Raw genomic sequence first — 21,931 nt, forward strand, 5'->3', positions numbered from 1 at the left:
TATGGTTTTATAATATTCATGACAAACTGTTGTCATGATACGAATGATATTATTAGATTATAAACAAGTCACTTGGAATCATGACTATCTATAGAGGGGATGAAAAAATGGATTTTAAAAAATTTTGGTTTCATAATCTATGCGTGAGCATTGAAAAGGAAGATGCAAAGAGCTGTAAAGAAGTAGTAACGGAAAGTAATTTTGAAAATGAAGAAAATATATCTAGATTGATTAATGTGCTAGATAAAAGATTAGATAATAAAGCTATTTCAAAGGCATTAGAACATTGTGGAAGAATGTGTTTAGATCCTAAATTAGGTGAACAGGCTAAAACACTTATGAATGAATTAAAAGATATTGATTTAGTATTAGAAGCCTTGAATAAACAGAGCATAGGTGGGGGCAATATGTATAAAGAAAATGATGTTATATATGCTTCATATACACAATGCTACTGTCCTAATGTGAAGCATAGTAATAAGTTATCAGCAACATATTGCAATTGTTCGGTAGGTTGGTTTAAAGAATTTTTTGAAACGTTTTTAAATAGTGAAATCAAAGTGGAATTAAAAAAATCAATAATCAAAGGTGATTCTGAATGTAAATTCATAATTAAATACAAATAAAAAGTATTCAATAAAGACTTTTTTGCTTAAATGCAATAAGTCTTTTATTGTTGCACCAAAAAACATGAACAAAATACAACAAAAACGCCTTTATAATTCGTGAAATCTGATAAATCAATCAGCAGAAGTGGATTTTGAGTTAAGTAAATTTATGTAACAAACTACATAAAATATGATGAAAATCCCTATTATCTACATAATACATTCCATAGAAATGTTTAATAAATAATAAAAGGTTTATGAAATAGACAAAAACACGAATGTTTAAACAAAATAATTTAAATTAACTATGTATTACTTATCAAAACTATAGTATAATATATATGTGATATAAATGATAGAAACACATTAATTTGGAATACTAAATTTTATATAAATGGTGATAGGAAAGGGGAATGTTATAGTGACAAAAGAAAATTATGAAAATCCATTGATTTCACGCTATGCAAGCAAGGAAATGTCTTATGTTTTCTCTCCAGATAACAAGTTCAAAACATGGAGAAAACTATGGGTTGCGTTAGCTGAATCAGAAAAGGAGTTAGGATTAAATATCGATCAAAGTCAAATAGACGAACTAAAAAATAATATCGACGATATTGATTATGAGTTAGCTGCAAAAAAAGAAAAAGAATTTAGACATGATGTAATGGCTCATGTACACACATATGGAGAAAAATGCCCATCAGCAAAAGGAATAATACATCTTGGTGCTACAAGCTGTTTTGTTGGTGATAATACAGACATTATACAGATGAAGCAAGGCTTAATTATCGTTAGAAAAAAGCTAGTAAATTTAATAAGCAAGATAGCATCATTTGCATTGGAGTATAAAGATCTTCCTACACTGGGCTTTACACATTACCAACCAGCACAATTAACTACTGTAGGTAAAAGAGCAAGCTTATGGTTACAGGATGTGTACTTAGATTATGAAAAACTTGAGTTTATTATAGATAGTTTAAAACTTAGAGGTGCAAAAGGTACGACAGGCACTCAAGCAAGTTATCTAGAATTGTTTGAAAATGAGGATGACAAAGTTAAAAAGCTAGATGAACTAGTAGCTAAAAAGATGGGATTTGATAGCGCTTATGCTGTTACAGGTCAAACATATCCTAGAAAAGTAGACTTTGAAGTGTTATCGCTACTAGCATCGATAGGTCAATCTATGCACAAAATAACTAATGATATAAGATTATTGCAGAACTTAAAAGAGATAGAAGAACCCTTTGGAAAGAAACAAATTGGATCATCTGCTATGGCGTATAAAAGAAATCCAATGAGAAGTGAGCGTATAGCGTCTCTTTCTAGGTTTTTAATAGCAAATGTTATGAACCCAGCTATGACATCATCTACTCAGTGGTTAGAGAGAACTTTAGACGATTCAGCAAACAGAAGATTAGCTATAGGCCAAGGTTTCCTTGCTTGTGATTCTGTTCTTGAAATAGGTATAAATGTATTTGATGGTCTAGTTGTCTATGAAAATATGATTAAAAAGCATATCGCACTTGAATTGCCATTTATGGCTACAGAAAATATATTAATGCAAGCAGTTAAAAAAGGTGGAGATAGACAAGAGCTTCACGAGATAATCAGAGAGCTTTCTATGGAAGTTAGCAAGAGAGTTAAAATAGAAGGAAAAGACAACAACCTCATAGAAAGATTAGCTGAGCATCCTAAGTTTGGCTTATCTAAAGAAGAGCTAGTTAAAATAATGGATTACACAAAATATACTGGCAGATCAGCTAAACAAGTGGAAGAATTCATATCAAAAGATATAAAACCTATACTTGATAAACATAAGGATGAATTAGGATATAGTGCAAAGCTAAATGTTTAACATATTTTATATAACATAAAGAAAACTTAGGCGTTAACAAATGGATTAAATTGAATAGAAATTAATTTAAGGGATGTCTTTTTAGACATCCCTTAGTTAGGGCGGTATGGTTGTCAACTAATTGACTATACCAACTGTATCAAATGCTTGTTTAACTACATTGTATTCATTTCCACTTTCTCCATAAAAATCAGAAGTTGATTGCAATAATGCGTTCCTAAGATTTTTAAATTTAGAAGAAGGGTATAAATATGTTGTAAGAGCACGATAGTATATCTTACCTGCTTTTTCAAATCCTATAGAGTTAGCTATCAGATAAAACGCTCTGTTAGGAATACCGCTATTTATGTGTACGCCACCATTGTCCTCATTGGTATGCTCATAATCATCCATATGTCCAGGCTGAGGTTTATAAACATCGTCACTACCAGGATCTTTCAAATTACGGATAGCATCACCTGGGATATTAGGAGTGTAGACATCGTCGCCTAATAGCCACCATTTTTCTGTAGGGCCTTGAGAAAGAACACCAAAAACATCAGAGATTGATTCGTTTACAGCGCCTGATTGGTTTCTGTATATTAAATTAGCAGTGTACTGCGTGACCCCATGAGTGAATTCATGTGCTACAATATCTAAAGATCTAGAATGTGATCCAGCTAAAACGCCATCACCATCACCAAATAAAATATGTCTGCCATTCCACATAGCATTATTCTTATTTATTTTTCCAGAATTATCTCGATAAACAAAATGAACAGAACTTACTATCTTACCGTCTCTATTGTCAAAACTCTTTCTGCCAAAAGTTTCATAAAAATAATCATATACTTTTCCTAGGTTGTAATGAGCATCAACTGCATAATGATCTTTATTGAAAGTTCCAATAGTGTTTTTTATTATTTCACCAGGTTGTGGCGCATATAAGTCATTGTCTAGGGAGTAAGTTTCGATAGTAGCATTACGAGTAATATCACGCAAATAGTAATAACCATTTTGCTCATCTGCATTTAGTGACACCGTTTCATTATTACCATTGATTCCAGTGCATATAATGTGCGTATCTGCTATAGCGTTATATGAATCTATTACAGTTCCTGATGCTAAATCTACAAATATTTTATAGTTAGCTGGATATGGTTTATTGAATTGAAGTGTGACTAAATTTACAACATACCATTTGCCTTCAAATTCATATAGATATTTTTGAGTATCTGGTTCAGATATTAATTTAGAATCTATAGATTCGATGTTAAGAAATCTTTTAGCTGAAGAAATACTATCTGAATCACTTGTTTTTATAGCTTTGCTCCATTTAATATTTCCAATGTTATTATCTGGCTCTAATGAACCATTTAATGCATAAATATTGTTATTAGAATCAGTATGAATAATTAACTCTTGTCCATAAACAGGTATACCATCAATTTCTTGAATTACTTTATAATGAGTCATATTGAGGTCATCTTTGATAATTGATCTTATATTGAAATCTGAATAGGATATGTTGAAAATCCCCTTGTATCTTTTAATGAATTCAATTGCTTGTTTCTCAGAGGTTATGATGTCTTTTAATTTAATGTTTTTGATAAAACTCGGAATGTTCTTGTTCTTATCCCAGATTACTTTCAAATTTGAAGAAAAGTTGCTTTTATAAAAATTACTTTCTTCAAATTTTTCTAAGACTTCCTCTGGTTTTGAATTAGTAAATCGTTCTGTATTATGACTTAGTGCGTTAACGGTTACTGTTTGTAACAACATTGATACTATTACCATTATGATTAAGAATTTTTTAGACATTTGATTCCCTCCTTTTATTGTAATTAATTTACTTTACAGGAATATTATACGTTTCATCTCTATGTAATGCAATATCATTTTAAGTTTTATTTTTACTTATATTGGGATATTTATATATCTATATGGACAAACAGCTGTAAATTGCTATTTGAGAAAATAAGAATGGTGATAATTTTATTAGACAAGAGTGTAAAAATCCTATTAAGGCTAAGAAAATATTCTAAAATAGATTGAAGAGGTTGGGGTATAGTTGAATTATATATATATATATATGAAAAAACTTATGTTTACATAAAATTATTATGGATAACAAAAGCCAAGTATATGCAATGAATTTTATACTATAAATGATGCACCATTTTTTATAGTATAATTTGTACTTTTTTTATATCTTCCATAAGTTTATAAAGAGCAAGATTTTTCTTCTTAGCTTCTATCATTACATCAAAATCCATATCTGTTGTTTTAGCTATCTTGATAAAATCATTGAAACTTTCAAAATTAATATAATCAGCATGAGAGCGAAATTCTTTATCGGATTTGGGGCTAGAGACATGTATCTTTGGAGATAGTACTTCATTATTCCATGTTGAAAATATATCAAATAAAAAATCTGATAGTCTTAAGCCGTCGTTGTTGCACCAATGATGATGTACATCTAAAACCATTGGTATACCAAGAGACTTTGCTACGTATAAAGTATCTTTTATGTTGTAGATTTTATCATCGTTTTCTACTATTATTCTTGATTTTATCCTATCTGGGATACGAGCAAAATTAGTGATAAATCTTTTTATTGATTTATTTTTATCTCCATAACTTCCTCCTATATGCATAACCAATTTACCATGCTCAGGAGTAACCCCAAATGCATCTAATATGATATTCTGATATATTAAAGTATCTAAGCTAGAATATATAACATTTTCATTTGGTGAATTGAGTACATTGAATATGTCAGGATGAGAGCTGATCCTTAGATTATTTGATTCTATTATATTTGCTATTTGGTCATAATAATGCTTAAACTTTCCGATATAGTTCCATCTGGTTACGTTATCATGAGTTACAAGAGGAACTAACTTAGAAGTGATTCTATAAACGCTTATATCTTTTGTAATGTTGTGTTTTAATATACGAATAGTGTTCTCTAAATTTGCTTTAGTAAGTGATAGAATTTTGTCTTGCCTAATATCTTCATTTGGAATCTTAGTGTAGTTTGTATAAGTAATAGTCCTTGAAGGGGAACAATCATCAATATCTAATGGTAGAGCAACATAACCTAATCTAACAATCATCTAATCACCTCATATTATTAGGATGTATAAAAAAGTGCTAATTATACAAATGTGATATACTTGATATATGTAAAAGTTTTGATCAAATGATAACATTATATATAATAAGGTGGAATTTGGATGAATAATAATATGTGCAATGAAGATATAAAGATAACTGGATTAAATCATATTACGTTTCCAGTTAAAGATATAAACAAATCAATAGAGTTCTATAAAATTGTCTTAGGTGCAAAGCTATTAGCTAAAGGTGATAAACTAGCTTATTTTGATATAGCAGGTATATGGGTAGCGTTAAATTTAGAAGAAAATATCCCTGGAGAAAACAGAGAAAAAACATATACTCATATAGCATTTTCCATGACTGAATCAGATCAAGACAAGCTAATAGAAAAATTAAAGCAACATGGCATAAAATACGAACTAGGTAGACCTAGGAATATTAGAGAAGGTAAGTCGCTTTATATTAGAGACTATGATGGACATTTGATTGAGTTACATAGTAAAACAAGAACAGACAGACTTAAGTATTATTTGGATGAACGACCAGATATAAAAGTATTTAATGAGTAAAGCAACATGAAAATGTAATAACAAGAGATATGTTTACATAATATTATTATAGTAAATAAGGATGTGTAAATAGAAAAAATATACAAACGCATTATAGCGAGAATAAGTTTATCTAGTGATTGATAATTATATATCTTGAATGAAATGTATTCACATGTTTACGTATGTAAAATTATAGGAAGATGTGCAATTTAAAATATATAATGTAGCTAATTTTAGGAAACACGATGTATGATGCGAAGAATGTTTAAACAACAATTAGCATAAATATTATATAAAATTCAATCAAAGAACTTTTGTTCGGTAAAAACAATTCAAAGATGTAAACTTCATGCCAAAACATATAAAAACATCAAAGTTCAAATAAAACTAATAAAAATTACTAGAAAAGAAGGAAATAGAGGTAATAATATAGAAATAGTACATATAAGTTTTGTCACAAAATACAAATTTTGCGACAAAATACATATAAATTTACAAAGGGAGAAGATATTTCATGGATACGCCGTTAATTTTGGATGACTTCTTTGATTATCTCTATGCTATCAAAGGAAAATCGAAAAATACAATTAAAGAATATAATTATGATCTGAGATCATTTTTTAGATTTTTAAAAATAAGGTACAAACTTGTTGCAAAAGATACATTGTTTGATGAAATTGCCATATCTGATATTGATATAGATTTTATCAAAAAACTTAAAATACAAGATTTGATTTCGTTTATCTCCTATGCTGATAAGAATATGAACAATAAAAACTCTACTAAAGCTAGAAAAGTTGCTAGTATTAGATCATTCTTTAAATATCTCCATAATGTTGTGAATATGATAGATATAAATCCTGCAATCAATCTAGAAACACCTAAAAAAGAGCAACGAAATCCTGCTTTTTTGACTCTCGAAGAATCTTTAAAACTTTTAGATAGTATAGAAGGAAGAAACCGGATTAGAGATTATGCTATTCTTACCCTATTTCTAAATTGTGGGCTTAGATTGTCGGAGTTGGCTAGTATAGACATAGACAAAATCAAAGGGGATACTTTAACCGTTATAGGTAAAGGAAATAAAGAAAGGACTATATATCTAAATGATGCTTGTCTTATAGCTATAGATAAATATATAGATGTACGACCAAAATTAGATCAATCAGAAGAACGAGCACTCTTTTTGAGCACTAGAAAGAACCGAATTAGCCCAAGAGCTATTCAACATTTGGTTAAGAAATACTTACTAAATGCAGGTCTTGACAGCAAAAGATATTCTACTCACAAGCTTAGACATACTGCTGCTACGCTTATGTATAAACATGGGAATGTTGATATAAGAGCATTACAACAAATACTAGGACATGCAAGTGTTGCTACAACACAGATATATACTCATTTAGATGATGATAGATTAAGAAAAGCTGTCAGTGCTAACCCGTTAGCTAGCAAAGTTAGTGAATAACTATATATTTGACTATAATATTATTATGTAAACTATATAGTAAAATAAATCTATTCTACAATGGTTAAAAATTTAAAAGGCTATGTTATATTATTAAACAATATTTTCTAGAAGTTAAGCTATCCCATTGGCTTCATTTGTAAAAAACAATGTTACAAAAGAGGTATGCACCTATTCCCTATTTAGGGAAAGGTGCATTGTTTGAGTGTAGATATTTATATGTTAATGTATTTAAAATAATTAATATAATGGGGGCAATTTTAGTTGCTCTCCTATTCTTAGGTTAGCAGTCTTTTTGTTGTTAGCTCTTTGGATTTCGTATATTATCCTTCGTTTATCCATATTACAATCATAATGATTAGTTGCAATTGACCATAAAGTATCTCCTGCTTGTACTATAATAGTTGTATATTCTTTATTGTTAGTTTTACTATAGCCAAAAGCTGTATTAGACCTAGATATGTTGTTTAAAGTAAATAATAATAATAATATTACTACCGATAAAAATAGAGTAAAGCGTATAGGCCTAGCAATAACTACTCGTTTTCTTCTTCTTGTATACATGATATACCTCCCGAACACTTATTCTTAGGGAACATAAGTTCTTAATTCCTAATTACATTATAACGGAACAAATGTTCGTTGTCAATAGTTTTTTGCGAACATTCGTTTGATATAATAATAAAATTATGTTATAATAATAAAAAAAGAGGATTATATCCTAGTAAGAGGTGTTACATATATGTATGAAGATTTATCTGAAAAGCAATTAAGGATACTACGCTTTATTCAAAACGAGCTCAAAACAAAGGGCTATCCCCCGGCAGTTAGAGAGATATGCAAAGCTGTTGGACTGAAATCAACATCTACTGTTCATGGACATTTATCAAGACTAGAAAAAAAGGGTTATATTAAGCGTGACCCTACTAAACCTAGAGCTATTGAAATATTAGACAATGTTACTTATATACACTCTCAAAAAGAGATTGTGGAGATACCTATAGTTGGAAAAGTAACAGCAGGACAACCATTGCTTGCAGTAGAAAATATTGAAGATACTTTCCCATTACCTGTAGAATATGTTGGCAATGATACTACATTTATATTAACTGTTAAAGGTGAAAGTATGATAGACGCTGGCATAATGGATGGAGATCAAGTAATAGTGAATAGTCAAAGACATGCTGTAAATGGAGAAATTGTAGTTGCATTAATTGATGATGAAGCTACAGTAAAAACTTTTTACAAAGAAGATGAATTTATCAGGCTTCAGCCTGAAAATAAGACTATGGAGCCAATTATTGTTAAAGACGTGTATATATTAGGAAAAGTTATAGGATTATTTAGAAAACTTAAGTAAGTTAGTTTCTAGCTTACTCAGGTCTGTATCTTGATGACTTTGTCATAAATTTAAAGTAAGCTAATTTCTAGCTTACTTTTTCATTTTCATATTTATTATTTTTATACTGCGCTGAGCTTCCTGTTTTATAGTATCACAATACTTACCACATAGCACTTCGTTAAGAATATCTATACTATCTTGAGTCCAAAACGATGACAGGCATAATACCGTTTTCCAAACTATTAATTCATTGTTATAATATTTTTCTAGCATATTACTTACTGTATCAAAAATTTCTTTTTTAATACAGTCTTGATTGTAGAATAGCATAAATCCTACAGCATCTAAAACTTCACATATTTTTCTTGTATCTTCACTAACAAGAACAGATACTAATTCATCTACAATCTTATTATCCATTCTACTTAAAGTTCTAGCTATAATATCTCTAGGTAATGGATAGCTAATTTTTTTAGATACTTTTTTGGGTAAGTTAATATATTGATTTTTTCCAATAGCTCCTAAATAATCAATCATTAATCTAGCTGTAACCTCATCACCTTTTTGGAGGGCGTTACATATCTCTATTTTTGTATATAATGATTTTTCCTTAGAGAGTATCTTCAATAATGTTGTATCCTTTATAGCTTTACGACTAGATAGTATATTTATAGCAATAGATCTTTCGAAAGAAACATTTGAATTAAGTATTGAAAACAACTTATCATTATTTTTATTTATATACATGGCTAAATCGTCGTCTTCAATATAACCTCGTTTTTTTAAATCTTCTTTACTACTTTTCATATTCTGTACTTATGTTAAATAATTTACGGTCAATTAAATCATTCTTTAATAAATTATCTAATCCTTTCATGATTCCAAGCTTACAGTGTTCGTATGTCAAGCCACCTTGTAGATAAACAAAATAAGGTTCTCTCATAGGAGCATCTGCACTTAGTTCAATAGATGAGCCCTGTATAAATGCACCTGCTGCCATTATTACTGGTTCACTGTAGCCAGGCATATCCCAAGGCAGTGGCATTACAAAGGAATCAACTGGTGAGGCAGCTTGTATTCCTTGGCAAAACTTAATAACCTTATCAGGATTATTAAACTTTATCGCTTGTATTATATCACTTCTATTATCATCTATAGTTGGTAATACTTCAAAGTCTAATAAGTCAAATACTCCAGCTGCAAGTATTGAACCTTTTAGAGCTTCACTTACAATGTGTGGCGCTAAGAATAGACCCTGCAATGTTAGTCTTGATGTTCCATAGGTCAAACCACAGTCCTTCCCTATTCCTGGAGCAGTGAGTCTGTTTGCAATGCTTTCAATAAGATTCTTTCTACCTACTATATATCCCCCAGCAAGAGCTAGTCCTCCACCAGGGTTCTTTATTAGAGAGCCAGCTATTATGTCCGCCCCTATGTCTGTTGGCTCTATCATTTCTACAAATTCTCCGTAGCAATTATCAACCATAATCACTATATCTTTGTGCTCTTTTTTTATATTAGAAATAGCATTTTTCATATCTTCTATTTCAATGGCTTTTCTATCACTATATCCTGTTGATCGTTGTATAAGTATGAGTTTAGTATTATTTTTTATATTGCTCATTACTGTATCTATATCTATTTTATTATTATCAATCAAATCTACTTGGTTATAGGATATATTATATTCTTTTAAAGAACCTTTCATATCACCTTTAATACCTATTACTTTTTGCATAGTATCATATGGTAAGCCAGTTATTGATAACATTTCATCGTTTGGTCTTAATATGCCTCCTAGTGTAAGGGCTAACGCATGTGTGCCAGATGCTATATTTGCTCTAACAAGTGCATCTTCTGTATTAAAAACATTTGCATATATTTCTTCAACCTTATCTCTTCCCTCATCATCATAACCATACCCAGTAGTCCAGTTAAAGTGAGTAGCTGCAAGATTTGCTCTTTGAAATGCATCTATAACTTTTAATTGATTATATTCTTTTATATTATTTATTTTTTCAAATTTTTTATTTAAAGTAGTTTCTACATGTAATACAAAGTCAATGATCGCAGGATCAATACCAAATTGTTTACATAATATTTTTCTAGTTAACATGTTCACGTTCAAGTCATCACCTTCAATTGTCAAATTAATCTTGTTTATTCATAAATGATATATTTTTACTTGGGTTTATAGTTGATATAGCATGTTTATAAACCAAATGTTGCTTTCCATCGTTTTCAAGCACTATAGTGTAACTATCGAATCCTTTAACGTAACCTTTTAGTTGATAGCCATTAACTAAGAATATAGCTATTTGAATAGACTCCTTTCTCACTTTGTTCAAGAACACATCTTGCAAATTGATACTATTTTTCACAAAAATCCCCTCCATTAAAATATAAATTATTTCTTTCTTAGCTTATCATGAATTTTATTAGTAATATAATCAACAATACCATCTTTACCTAAAAAGTCATCTACATTTACCCAATTTACGTATTTCTCTCTTCTAAACCATGTCAATTGTCGTTTAGCAAATCTTCTGGTATCTCTTTTTAACACTTCTATAGCTTCTTCTAATGAAATATAACCATTTAGATAAGATACCATTTCTTTATAACCTAAGCCTTGCATAGAAACTAAGTTTTTATCATACCCTTTATTTAATAATTCCTCAACTTCACTGATAAGTCCTTCTTCTATCATCATATCTACTCTCATATTAATTCTATCATATAATTTTTTTCTGTCCATATTCAGCGCAAAGTAAACAAAATCATATTTATCATTGTATTTTCTAAAATCTTTATAAAAATCAGACATTGGTTTACCAGTATCATAGTATATTTCTAGAGCACGAATTATACGTTTAGTATCATTGATATGAATTCGCTCAGCCGAAATAGGATCAATTTCTACAAGCTTATCATATATATACTTATTACCATATTCAAGCGCCAACTTAGTATATTTATCTCTAAGTTCTTTGTTACTTACTGCCTTAGTAAAATCAAGCTCATATATTATAGAATTTAGATATAACCCAGTCCCGCCTACTATCATTGGCACTTTGTTATGAGACAATATCAAGTCTATATATTTTTCGCACTTACTTTTAAAAATAGAAACATTAAACTCTTCATCTGGAGTAAATTCATCTATCATATAATGAGGTACATTTTTCATTTCGGATTGTTTAATTTTAGCTGTACCTATATCCATATATTTATAAACTTGCATAGAGTCCCCTGATATTATTTCTCCGTTTATCTTCTTTGCTATATCAATTGATATACTTGTCTTCCCTACCGCTGTTGGCCCAGCTAGCATTATTAGTGGTTTTTTTTTCATTTTATCATCCTATCACATAAATTGTTAGTTTATTCTTTTGAACTTTTTTTCTAAATCATGCTTAGATATTTTGATAATAGTTGGTCTACCGTGAGGGCATGTATAAGGGTTATCAAGTTGTTTCATTTGCTCGAAAAGATGATTTATTTCAATTTCTTTTAAGTTATCTCCACCTTTTACAGCACTCGTACACGATAGTTTCATGATGTATTTTAGCCTGTATTCATGAGGCTTTTTTGATATATCTTTTAGTTTATCTATAATATCTATGAAGAATTTTTTAAGTCCTTTAATATTAAGTAATGCAGGAACACTTCTTAATAATATACTATTGTTTCCAAAGTCATCTATTTCAAAACCTAGATTGTTTAAAATGGTCTTGTTTTCGTTAACTATTAATAACTCATGATTTGTAAGATCTATTGTTATTGGAGTTAGTAGTTCTTGTTTTAATACATTTTTTTTAGAATACTCATCGTATATTTTTTCGTACATAACTCTCTCATGAGCTGCATGTTGATCAATCATGTAAATCTCACCTGTTATTTTATCTGTAGCGATAATATACGTCGAAAATAGAGCACAAATATATTCCAGCTTGGGAAAAATAACTTTTGAATTAGTGTTTTCTTCATTCTCTTTTATAACGGGTGAAGTTTCAAATTCTTGCTCATACTTTATTAATGGTTCAGCGTCAGTTTTATTAGTTCTTTTATCACTAGTTATAACTGGATTATCTCTTTTTTCTTTAGTATCATATGTCAATGGTGATTTATCACTATATATTCTCATTTGCACATTTGAATGAGTCTTTTTTGGCTTTTCAATTATTTTATCATTGTTAAAAGTACTTCTAAAATTACTCGGTTTTAAGTCACTAATTAAATCAATATACTCATTTTTTTTATTGTCATCAGTTTGACTAACAGTTGTATGTATGATATCTTTTTTAAACAAACTATTCCTAATAGTCTCTTTTAAGATACCACATATATAATCTTCATCATCAAAACGTATATCTAGTTTACTAGGATGGATATTTACATCTATACTACCAGCGTCTATTTCAATAAACAAGAATACCACTGGAAAACTATTTACTGTAACTAGTGTTTTATATGCATCTTGTACTGCTTTGGATAATACATTGCTCTGTACACATCTTCCATTAACATAGAAAAATTGATGCTTTTTATTTCCTCTAGTTAACTCAGGCTTTGATACATAGCCATGAATCTTTATTTTGTCATTATAGCTAACTCTAATTAAAGAAGTTATATAGCTTTTACCGTAAAGTGAATAAATACATGAGAGCAAATCCCCTTTTCCTGAAGTTCTAAATATCATTTTATCATCTCTGATATACTTAAATGATATTTTAGGATATGATAATGCTAATTTAAATATTATTTCACTCACATAGCTACTTTCAGTAGTATCACTTTTCAAAAACTTCTTTCTTACAGGTACATTAAAGAATAAATTCTTTACTATTATTGTTGTCCCTTTGGGGCATCCTACATCTGTTTTATTTGTGATTTTTCCACCAGAAACATCTACCTGTATGCCATAGTCAACATTAGCTGTCTTTGTAATCACTTCTACATTAGACACTGCTGTTATACTTGATAAAGCTTCACCTCTAAAGCCTAGAGTATTAATGCTATATAAATCGTCTGAGTTTACTATTTTACTTGTTGTATGTCTGAGGAAAGCTATATCTAAATCTTCTCTATTTATACCATTGCCATTGTCTGTGATTCTGATATATTGCTTACCACCATTTTTTATTTCTACAACTATAGAATCAGATTTAGCATCTATTGAGTTTTCAACCAATTCTTTTATAACTGAAGCTGGTCTTTCTATAACCTCACCTGCAGCTATTTTATTTATAGTAGCTTCATCTAAGAAGTTTATAACACCTTTCACGTTTATCACCTACCGTCTTTAGATTCTTCTATTAAAGAGTAGAGAATATTTAAAGCTTCAATAGGAGTAGTTTTTGCTATGTCTATTGAACTAAGCTTTTTTATTATTTGGTCAGATTTATTATCAAAAAAGCTAATCTGCTGTGATATATTATTGTTTTGTCCTGGCTCACTACTCACAGTAACAGCTATTTCATCAGTTTTGTTGTTTATATCTCTCTTTTCTAAATCATGCAATATTACGCCTGCTCTTTTTATAACACTATCTGGCACACCTGCAAGCTTTGCTACTTCTATTCCATAGCTTTTATCTGCCTCTCCCCTATCAATCTTTCTGAGGAATATAATTGTATCGTCATGTTCTTTTACTAGTATTTTGTAGTTCTTAATGCCACTTAGCTTGCCTTCAAGCTCCGTTAATTCATGATAATGAGTAGCAAAAAGCGTCTTAGCACCTAAAAGATTATTATCACTTATATACTCTACTACAGCCCACGCAATACTTAATCCATCATATGTGCTTGTCCCTCTACCAATTTCATCTAATATAATCAGACTGTTCTTTGTAGCGTTATTTAAAATATTAGCTACTTCACTCATTTCAACCATGAAGGTACTTTGCCCCTCTGCTAGATTATCAGATGCCCCAACTCTAGTAAATATTCGATCAACGATAGGTAGATTAGCTTGCTCCGCTGGTACAAAGCTACCTATTTGAGCCATCAACGATATTAACGCAACCTGTCTCATATATGTAGACTTACCAGCCATGTTTGGTCCAGTAATTATAATCATTCTGCTATCATCATTATTGAGGCTAGTATCATTAGGAACAAACAGATCATCTTTAAGTACTTTTTCAACTACTGGATGTTTACCATCCTTGATATCTAGTACACCGTCAGTGTTAATAACTGGCTTTATGTAGTTGTTCTTATAAGCTGTATATGACAAAGAACAAACGGCATCTATCTGAGATATCACAGTCGCTGATTGTTGTATTCTTTTAATATTTTCTTTGATGTCTTCTTTTACAGAATTAAATATTTCAAGCTCTAGTTTTATATATTTGTCTTCAGCTCCTAATATTTTAGTCTCCATGTCTTTTAACTCAGGAGTAACATATCTTTCTGCATTAGAAAGCGTTTGTTTTCTTATATAATTATCAGGAACTAGCTTTATATTTGATTTAGTCACTTCTATATAATATCCAAATACCTTATTGTATCCCACCTTAAGGGATTTGATATTTGTACGATTTCTCTCATTTTCTTGAAGATTAGAAATCCACTGTTTACCATCAAGAGCTGCTGATTTTATCTCAGATAATTCATTACTATAGCTTTCTTTTATCATCCCACCATCCTTAGTTGATAGTGGAGGATCATCTACTATAGCAGTATCTATTAATTTATAAATATCTTTTAAATCATCTAATTTTTCTTCTAACTTTGAAAGATACCTATCATCTATACCTGATAAAACATTTTTCATAGCTGGAATTATATTGATTGATTTTTTAAGCGCTACTAAATCCCTTGCATTACAGCTACTATATACTATTTTTGATATTAATCTTTCTATATCATAGACTTCTTTTAGTAGTAATCTAATATCATCAAGTAAAAATATATTATCTACTAATGTTTCAACAGCATTTAACCTATTTTCTATTACTGTCTTTTGCAACAATGGTTCTTCTATCCATCTTTTTAGTAGTCTACCACCCATTGCAGTTTTAGTGCTATCCAAAACCCACAATAACGAACCTTGTTTACTTTTGTTTCTAATAGTTTCTGTTAACTCCAAATTCCTTCTAGTACTGATATCCATAAGCATATAATTATTATTTGAATAATATGATATATTGTTAATATGATTGAGTCCTATTTTTTGTGTATCATTTAAATACGCTAACAATGCTCCACTTGATATTATTGATTGACATCTTTCTTTTAACCCAAAACCATCAATACTTGCTATATTAAATTGTTTTTTTATTATATCAAGCGAGTTGTTTAAATCATAAATATAAGTATCATACTTGTTTATATATGCATCAAACTTGTAAGAGATCAAAGATAACAAATCTTCATTATTCATTAGTTCTTGGTTGCATATTATTTCAGTTGGTCTTATCTTTGCTAATTCATCTATTATAAAAGAATCTATTGATTCATTTGTTTCTGTAGTACAAAATTGTCCAGTTGTAACATCTACATAGGATAAACCTGCTACGTTATCTTTTACAAACAACGAACATAAGTAATTATTTTTTTTATCTTCTAATGATTTTGAATTGGTTATAGTTCCCGGTGTTATAACCCTAACTACATCTCTTTTTACTATACCTTTTGCGAGTGCAGCATCTTCTACTTGCTCGCATATTGCTACTTTGTAGCCATCACTTACAAGCTTTTGTATATAACCTTCAGCGGAGTGGTAAGGCACTCCGCACATTGGTGCTTTTTCTTTTTGACCACAATTTCTACCTGTTAAAGCTATTTCTAAAACCTTAGAGGATGTAATAGCATCATCAAAAAACATTTCGTAAAAGTCACCTAATCTAAAAAAGAGAATAGAATCTTTATATCTGTCTTTTATCTCCATATATTGTTGCATCATTGGTGTTAATTTCATCAGTATATATCCCCCTAAACGCTATCTTTGTACCATTTCTCCTTCCAAGAACCAAGTTTTTGCTTTTGTTATCTTAACATTCGCAAACTTGCCTATCAACTCTTTTGGCCCTTTAAAGTGAACTAATTTAAAAGATCTAGTTCGTCCGCTTAACATTGATTTATCATTTTTGCTTATATTTTCAACTAATACTTCAAATGTTCTTCCTATCATATCTTGATTTATTTTAGCACTAATAGAATTAATAGTTGCTAGTAATTTATCAAATCTCTCATGTTTTATATCATCTGGTATTTGATCTTTCATTTCTGCGGCAGGAGTACCCGTACGTATTGAATACAAAAATGTAAATGCAGAGTCAAATCCTACCTTTTTTACCACATCTAATGTATCTTCAAAATCTTCGTCAGTTTCGCCTGGAAATCCAACAATTATATCTGTAGTAAGTGATATATCTGGGATAGCCTTTTTAATCTTCTCAACTAATACTAGGTATTGCTCTTTGCCGTATTTTCTGTTCATTTTTTTAAGTATTCTAGAACTACCTGATTGAAAAGGTAGATGTAAGTGCTCTACTACTTTTTTGCAGTTTTTCATTGCATCTATTAATTCGTCAGATAAATCTTTAGGGTGAGAAGTCATAAACCTAATACGTCTTATACCTTCTATGTCATTTATCATATATAATAATTGTGCAAAACTTACTTTGCTCTCTAATGATTTACCGTAAGAGTTTACATTTTGACCTAAGAGAGTGACTTCTTTACATCCCTCTTTTGCTAACTTCATAATCTCACCTAAGATGTCCTCTGGTAGTCTGCTTCTTTCTCTACCTCTAGTATAAGGTACAATACAGTAAGTACAAAAGTTATTACACCCTTTCATGATGTTTATAAATGCCTTATATCCATATTTTCTTTTAGCAGGCATACCTTCTATAAGATCTTCACCATCTTCCCAAACATCAACTACTCTATTATTAGTCTGTGTTTTACTTTCTATCATTTCAGGAAGTTTATAATAATTATGAGTACCAAAAACTAGATCAACATGTCTATATTTTTTAGTTATATAGTCCCGAACCTCTTCCTTTTGTGGCATACATCCGCACACTGCTATTATCAAATTTGGATTGTCTTTTTTTAATTGCTTGAGTTCGCCTAGTTTTCCATATACTTTCAGCTCAGCATTTTCTCTTACTAAACATGTATTGAATATTATCAAATCTGCTTCTTTTAAATCCGAGGTCGTTTCATAACCTATATTACCTAACAACCCTTCCATTCTCTCAGAGTCATGCTCATTCATTTGGCACCCATATGTTAATATCATATATTTTCTTCTTATTCCAAATTTATTGAAAAACACATCATTTCTTTCTTTGATTCTATCCATATATTCTTTTTGATTATCATAATCATTAGGGATATTCTTTTTAATGTTGTTCATTGATTGATTCTCCTATTCATTTGGTGTTTATTATATTATTTCTTATAGTACATAATTTATGTGTTATCGGTTAACTAAGTATATAACCGAGATTAGTCTATATATAATTATACCATTTATATATCATAGCAGGCAAAATAATTTTAAACTATATACCGTTTATCTTATCTAAGTCAATAATAAAGCTAAAAGGCTATCGTATGTGAGATAACCTTTTATATTGAAACAATGTAATATATATGATTAGTATTATTTTTCTATATTACGTTTCTTACATTCCTTGATAACAACATTATATATTAACAGAAAATGCAATTAAACAAACCAAGCTTGCTATTTTTTTACTCATCATGATAAAACCCCCTAATTTTCAAAAAAGTATATTGAAATTAATATACCAAATGTAGTAATAAAATGCAAGTAAAAAAGAGCTATCTTTTCTAAATAAGATGCTCTTTTTTATTCATTAGATGTTACATTTTCTTTTTAGCTATATAGTATTTTGCATCAAATTCTATAGCTATTTCATCCTCTACTGCTTTATCCTTTAGCGAATATATTGCACTACCTTTTGTAAACATGTTTGCCTCACCATTTGCAGTAGGCGCAGTATCCATATCTACTACTTTGCTAACTTCACCTAATTTGTCTTTTAACTGGTCTTTTGTAGCAGTCATTGTTTCAGTATCTTGTATGATGTACATAGCATCTCCCCACATTATAGATGGTTCTGCTTTTTCAGTTGGTTCTTCAGTAGGAGTTTTGCTTTCTTCCTCTGTAGTTTTTTTAGGCTCTTCTTTTGGCTCAGTTTTTTTAGTACACCCGAATGCTCCTAGTACTAAAACTACTACTAAACACATAATTAAAATTCTATTTTTTAATGACATCTATACTCACTCCTTTCGATATTATTATTACTAATTTAATCCATATTATTCATATAATTTTAACAAATATTATCAATCAGCATTAATAGCTTTTAAAATAAAATCCAAATCTTGAATTTCTGTATCTGTACTATCAAACAAATCACCTATCTTATTTAATCTATCTATGATATTTAGCATATTAAAATCGGTTGGATTTATTCCTTTATGTAGTTCATCCCACGATATAGGTGTTGAAATAGGTGCATTTTCAACAGCCCTAGGAGAGTATGGAGATATTATTGTTTTGCCTCTATACATCTGCAAATAATCAAAATAGAGCTTTTTATTTCTATTTTTCACTAATCTTTCAATAGTTATTTTATTACTATAAACTTTAGAAAAATAAACACCAAAAAACTCGTTAATACTTCTAGCTTCTTCATATGAATATTTACCTCCTACTGGTATATAAATTTGCAAACCTGTAGCACCAGAGGTTTTAACATAGCTTTTAACTTTTAACTTCTCAAGAGTTTCATGTATTAAAAGAGCTACTTCTACAACTTGATTAAACGTTTGTCCTTTTGATGGATCTAAATCAAAAACTAGGCTACTCGGATTATTGATCTCATCTAGAGTATTAAAACTAGTGTGAAACTCTAAGGCTGCTTGATTGCCCATCCACATTAATATGTTTATATTATCTAATGAGTGTTTAACCCAGTCAGGAGCATATTTGGGCAAATTTTTTTGGTAAAAGCTTTTACCATCTACGCCATCAGGATATCTAATGACAGTAAGCGCTCTATTTTTAGAATATTTTAATATATAAGGTGATAATTTATAAAGAAAATTAATATAGTCTATTTTTTTTATACCTAGCTTTGGCCACAATAGTTTTTCAGGATTTGTTATATCAATATTTTTCATAAAATAAACTCAACTCCATTTGCATTGCTTGGTAACAGGTCGCTAAATCCTATTATTTGAGGATGGCGCAATTTACCTTTATCAGTCCATTCTGAGTATTTTATCCAGCATGTTAATAATGGTTTTGTAAATACTATAGATTTGCTTTTTGAAATATTACTAAATGGGTTATGATTAGACCTAAGAGAGTCTAAGTTACCATATAGTAATGACAAATCATTTTGACTAAGCCCAGAAGAAGCATTTCCTATATATATAAGGTTGTTTCCGTTATACATACCTAAAAGTAATGATTTTACTTTATTTCCCTCAAGGTTAATGCCACCAATTACACATAGAATTTTTTTCTTTACTTTTATTTTATACCAGTATCTATGCTTTTTATATGGAACATAAGGACTATCGATCTTCTTTGATACAATCCCTTCATAGCCAAGAGATTTGACTTTATCGAATAATGCATTACCATCTTCATAGTAATCACTATATAAAAAATTATTTGTCTGCTCTATAGAATCCTTTAGGATTTTTTTGCGCATTGCTAGTGGCTGATAAGATAAATCTTCTCCATTGTAGGAGAGTATATCAAATACTACATATGTCAAAGGGTATTTTGCTATATTTGACTTTATTTTTAATTCAGAACTACTTCTTGCTCTGACTAATATATCATGAAAAGAATGTCTATCCTCTTTAAACACTGTTAATTCACCATCTATAATTGATGATTTTCCAGAAAATACATACTTAAAGTTAGTTATTTCAGGAAACTTAAGTGTAATATCATAACCTTTTTTTGTATATAACTTAAAATCATCTTGATTATATATTAATAAACCTCTAATTCCATCAAACTTGATTTCATGAACCCAATCACTTCCTTGTGGTATAGTAGTAGATTTAATAGGCTCCATAGGCATTATTTCCAACATTAACTAGCACCTTTTTTAGGTTTGATAGATTGTTTTTTGGTGTTTTTAGCTTTACTATCTTTTAAACTTGCTTTTAATGCTGACATCAAATCTACTACATTGTGACTAGTTGTTTTTGCTTCTGCTTTTATTGTTTCCTGTCCGTGTATTTTATTTTCTATGATCTCATTTAGAGCTTCTCTATAATCATCTTTATAATTTTCTGGTTTAAACTCAGTAGTAAGTTGATCAATTAATTGAGTAGCTATTTTTAACTCTTTGTCATCTACATTGATGTTTTCTGGTAGATTAGGTATATTACTTACTTCTCTGACCTCATCAGGATAAAATAAAGTTTCAAGTACCAACGTATTTTGGTATACTCTAAGCGCAGCTAATGATTGCTTATTTCTTATAGTGATTTTAGCTAATGCTATTTTACTAGTATCATTCATAGCACTTCTAAGCAGATTATATGCTTTACTTCCTGTCTGATCAGGTGATAAATAGTATGATTTGTCAAAGTAAATAGGATCTATTTCAACTAAATTCACAAAATCTATTATATCTATTGCTTTATCTAGAACTTCTGATTTGGCTAACTCAAAATCTTCTTCGTTCATTATTACAAAATGCCCTTTTTCATATTCAAAGCCTCTAACTATTTCTTCTTCTTTAACTTCTCTACCACATGATTCACAATATTTCTTATATCTTACAGGTGTATTACATTCTTTGTGTAAATATCTAAATCGTATGTCTTTATTTTCAGTTGCAGTAAACATCTTAACTGGAATATTAACTAACCCAAAGCTTATTGAACCTTTCCACATAGTATGCATAATAAAACTCCCTTCTTTATCTTTGTATTTAGGATATCCTAATAATAAAAAAAAATGTGGCTCATTAGATGTAATGAA

General features: G+C 29.7%; 19 protein-coding genes. 5 read left to right on the forward strand and 14 right to left on the reverse strand.

The genetic code is table 11. The annotated features are described in order from the left end of the window. Nucleotides 1-107: 107 nt before the first annotated feature. Nucleotides 108-626 (forward strand): DUF6144 family protein, encoded by a 519-nt coding sequence (locus P3X86_RS03535; protein WP_483291246.1) that lies wholly within the window; start codon nucleotides 108-110, stop codon nucleotides 624-626. Between the two features lie 376 nt (nucleotides 627-1,002). Then, complete coding sequence (purB, locus tag P3X86_RS03540) at nucleotides 1,003-2,463, forward strand: adenylosuccinate lyase (protein ID WP_483291247.1); 1,461 nt, start codon at nucleotides 1,003-1,005, stop codon at nucleotides 2,461-2,463. Between the two features lie 117 nt (nucleotides 2,464-2,580). Here purB and P3X86_RS03545 read toward each other — a convergent pair whose 3' ends face one another. Further along, the gene (locus tag P3X86_RS03545; protein WP_483291248.1) at nucleotides 2,581-4,263 is read right to left on the reverse strand and encodes a M4 family metallopeptidase; all 1,683 of its coding nucleotides are present in this window, start codon (nucleotides 4,261-4,263) and stop codon (nucleotides 2,581-2,583) included. Nucleotides 4,264-4,625: 362 nt separating this feature from the next. Further along, nucleotides 4,626-5,561: a UV DNA damage repair endonuclease UvsE gene (gene uvsE, locus P3X86_RS03550; protein WP_483291249.1), complete on the reverse strand. Its 936-nt coding sequence runs from the start codon at nucleotides 5,559-5,561 to the stop codon at nucleotides 4,626-4,628. A 120-nt stretch (nucleotides 5,562-5,681) separates the two neighbouring features. Here uvsE and P3X86_RS03555 point away from each other — a divergent pair, with 120 nt between their 5' ends. Then, the gene (locus P3X86_RS03555) at nucleotides 5,682-6,134 is read left to right on the forward strand and encodes a VOC family protein (RefSeq protein WP_483291250.1); all 453 of its coding nucleotides are present in this window, start codon (nucleotides 5,682-5,684) and stop codon (nucleotides 6,132-6,134) included. Nucleotides 6,135-6,630: 496 nt separating this feature from the next. Further along, nucleotides 6,631-7,584 (forward strand): tyrosine recombinase XerC, encoded by a 954-nt coding sequence (locus P3X86_RS03560; RefSeq protein WP_483291251.1) that lies wholly within the window; start codon nucleotides 6,631-6,633, stop codon nucleotides 7,582-7,584. A gap of 240 nt (nucleotides 7,585-7,824) precedes the next feature. Here the strand turns inward: P3X86_RS03560 and P3X86_RS03565 are convergent, their stop codons facing one another. After that, nucleotides 7,825-8,148, reverse strand: coding sequence for a LysM peptidoglycan-binding domain-containing protein (locus P3X86_RS03565; protein WP_483291252.1), 324 nt, complete (start codon nucleotides 8,146-8,148; stop codon nucleotides 7,825-7,827). Nucleotides 8,149-8,326: 178 nt separating this feature from the next. On the opposite strand from P3X86_RS03565, the gene lexA reads away from it, so the two are divergent. Continuing rightward, nucleotides 8,327-8,944 carry a transcriptional repressor LexA gene (gene lexA, locus P3X86_RS03570; protein WP_483291253.1) on the forward strand — a complete coding sequence of 206 codons (618 nt, stop codon included), beginning with the start codon at nucleotides 8,327-8,329 and terminating at the stop codon, nucleotides 8,942-8,944. 72 nt (nucleotides 8,945-9,016) lie between these two features. Here the strand turns inward: lexA and P3X86_RS03575 are convergent, their stop codons facing one another. From P3X86_RS03575 to ku, 11 genes are all read right to left on the reverse strand, one after another. Then, a complete protein-coding gene (locus P3X86_RS03575) occupies nucleotides 9,017-9,733 on the reverse strand; it encodes a hypothetical protein (RefSeq protein WP_483291254.1) in 717 nt (238 codons plus the stop codon). Next, nucleotides 9,723-11,042 carry a methionine gamma-lyase family protein gene (locus tag P3X86_RS03580; protein WP_483291734.1) on the reverse strand — a complete coding sequence of 440 codons (1,320 nt, stop codon included), beginning with the start codon at nucleotides 11,040-11,042 and terminating at the stop codon, nucleotides 9,723-9,725. The genes P3X86_RS03575 and P3X86_RS03580 overlap by 11 nt, the downstream gene beginning before the upstream one ends. A gap of 34 nt (nucleotides 11,043-11,076) precedes the next feature. Continuing rightward, nucleotides 11,077-11,322 carry an RNA chaperone Hfq gene (hfq, locus tag P3X86_RS03585; RefSeq protein WP_483291255.1) on the reverse strand — a complete coding sequence of 82 codons (246 nt, stop codon included), beginning with the start codon at nucleotides 11,320-11,322 and terminating at the stop codon, nucleotides 11,077-11,079. Nucleotides 11,323-11,333: 11 nt separating this feature from the next. After that, the gene (gene miaA, locus P3X86_RS03590; RefSeq protein WP_483291256.1) at nucleotides 11,334-12,281 is read right to left on the reverse strand and encodes a tRNA (adenosine(37)-N6)-dimethylallyltransferase MiaA; all 948 of its coding nucleotides are present in this window, start codon (nucleotides 12,279-12,281) and stop codon (nucleotides 11,334-11,336) included. A 24-nt stretch (nucleotides 12,282-12,305) separates the two neighbouring features. Next, a complete protein-coding gene (gene mutL / locus P3X86_RS03595; protein WP_483291257.1) occupies nucleotides 12,306-14,213 on the reverse strand; it encodes a DNA mismatch repair endonuclease MutL in 1,908 nt (635 codons plus the stop codon). Between the two features lie 5 nt (nucleotides 14,214-14,218). Next, nucleotides 14,219-16,855 carry a DNA mismatch repair protein MutS gene (gene mutS, locus P3X86_RS03600; RefSeq protein ID WP_483291735.1) on the reverse strand — a complete coding sequence of 879 codons (2,637 nt, stop codon included), beginning with the start codon at nucleotides 16,853-16,855 and terminating at the stop codon, nucleotides 14,219-14,221. Nucleotides 16,856-16,873: 18 nt separating this feature from the next. Continuing rightward, nucleotides 16,874-18,247, reverse strand: a complete 1,374-nt coding sequence (miaB, locus tag P3X86_RS03605) for a tRNA (N6-isopentenyl adenosine(37)-C2)-methylthiotransferase MiaB (RefSeq protein ID WP_483291736.1) — start codon at nucleotides 18,245-18,247, stop codon at nucleotides 16,874-16,876. A 527-nt stretch (nucleotides 18,248-18,774) separates the two neighbouring features. Next, nucleotides 18,775-19,188, reverse strand: a complete 414-nt coding sequence (locus tag P3X86_RS03610) for a hypothetical protein (RefSeq protein WP_483291258.1) — start codon at nucleotides 19,186-19,188, stop codon at nucleotides 18,775-18,777. A gap of 72 nt (nucleotides 19,189-19,260) precedes the next feature. Further along, nucleotides 19,261-20,100, reverse strand: a complete 840-nt coding sequence (ligD, locus tag P3X86_RS03615) for a non-homologous end-joining DNA ligase (RefSeq protein ID WP_483291259.1) — start codon at nucleotides 20,098-20,100, stop codon at nucleotides 19,261-19,263. Beyond that, the gene (locus P3X86_RS03620; RefSeq protein WP_483291260.1) at nucleotides 20,097-21,032 is read right to left on the reverse strand and encodes an ATP-dependent DNA ligase; all 936 of its coding nucleotides are present in this window, start codon (nucleotides 21,030-21,032) and stop codon (nucleotides 20,097-20,099) included. Before P3X86_RS03620 ends, ligD begins: the two co-directional genes overlap by 4 nt. Beyond that, a complete protein-coding gene (gene ku, locus P3X86_RS03625; protein WP_483291261.1) occupies nucleotides 21,032-21,853 on the reverse strand; it encodes a non-homologous end joining protein Ku in 822 nt (273 codons plus the stop codon). Before ku ends, P3X86_RS03620 begins: the two co-directional genes overlap by 1 nt. Nucleotides 21,854-21,931: the final 78 nt, after the last annotated feature.

It is taken from the genome of Abyssisolibacter sp. ZYX002, assembly GCF_056892235.1.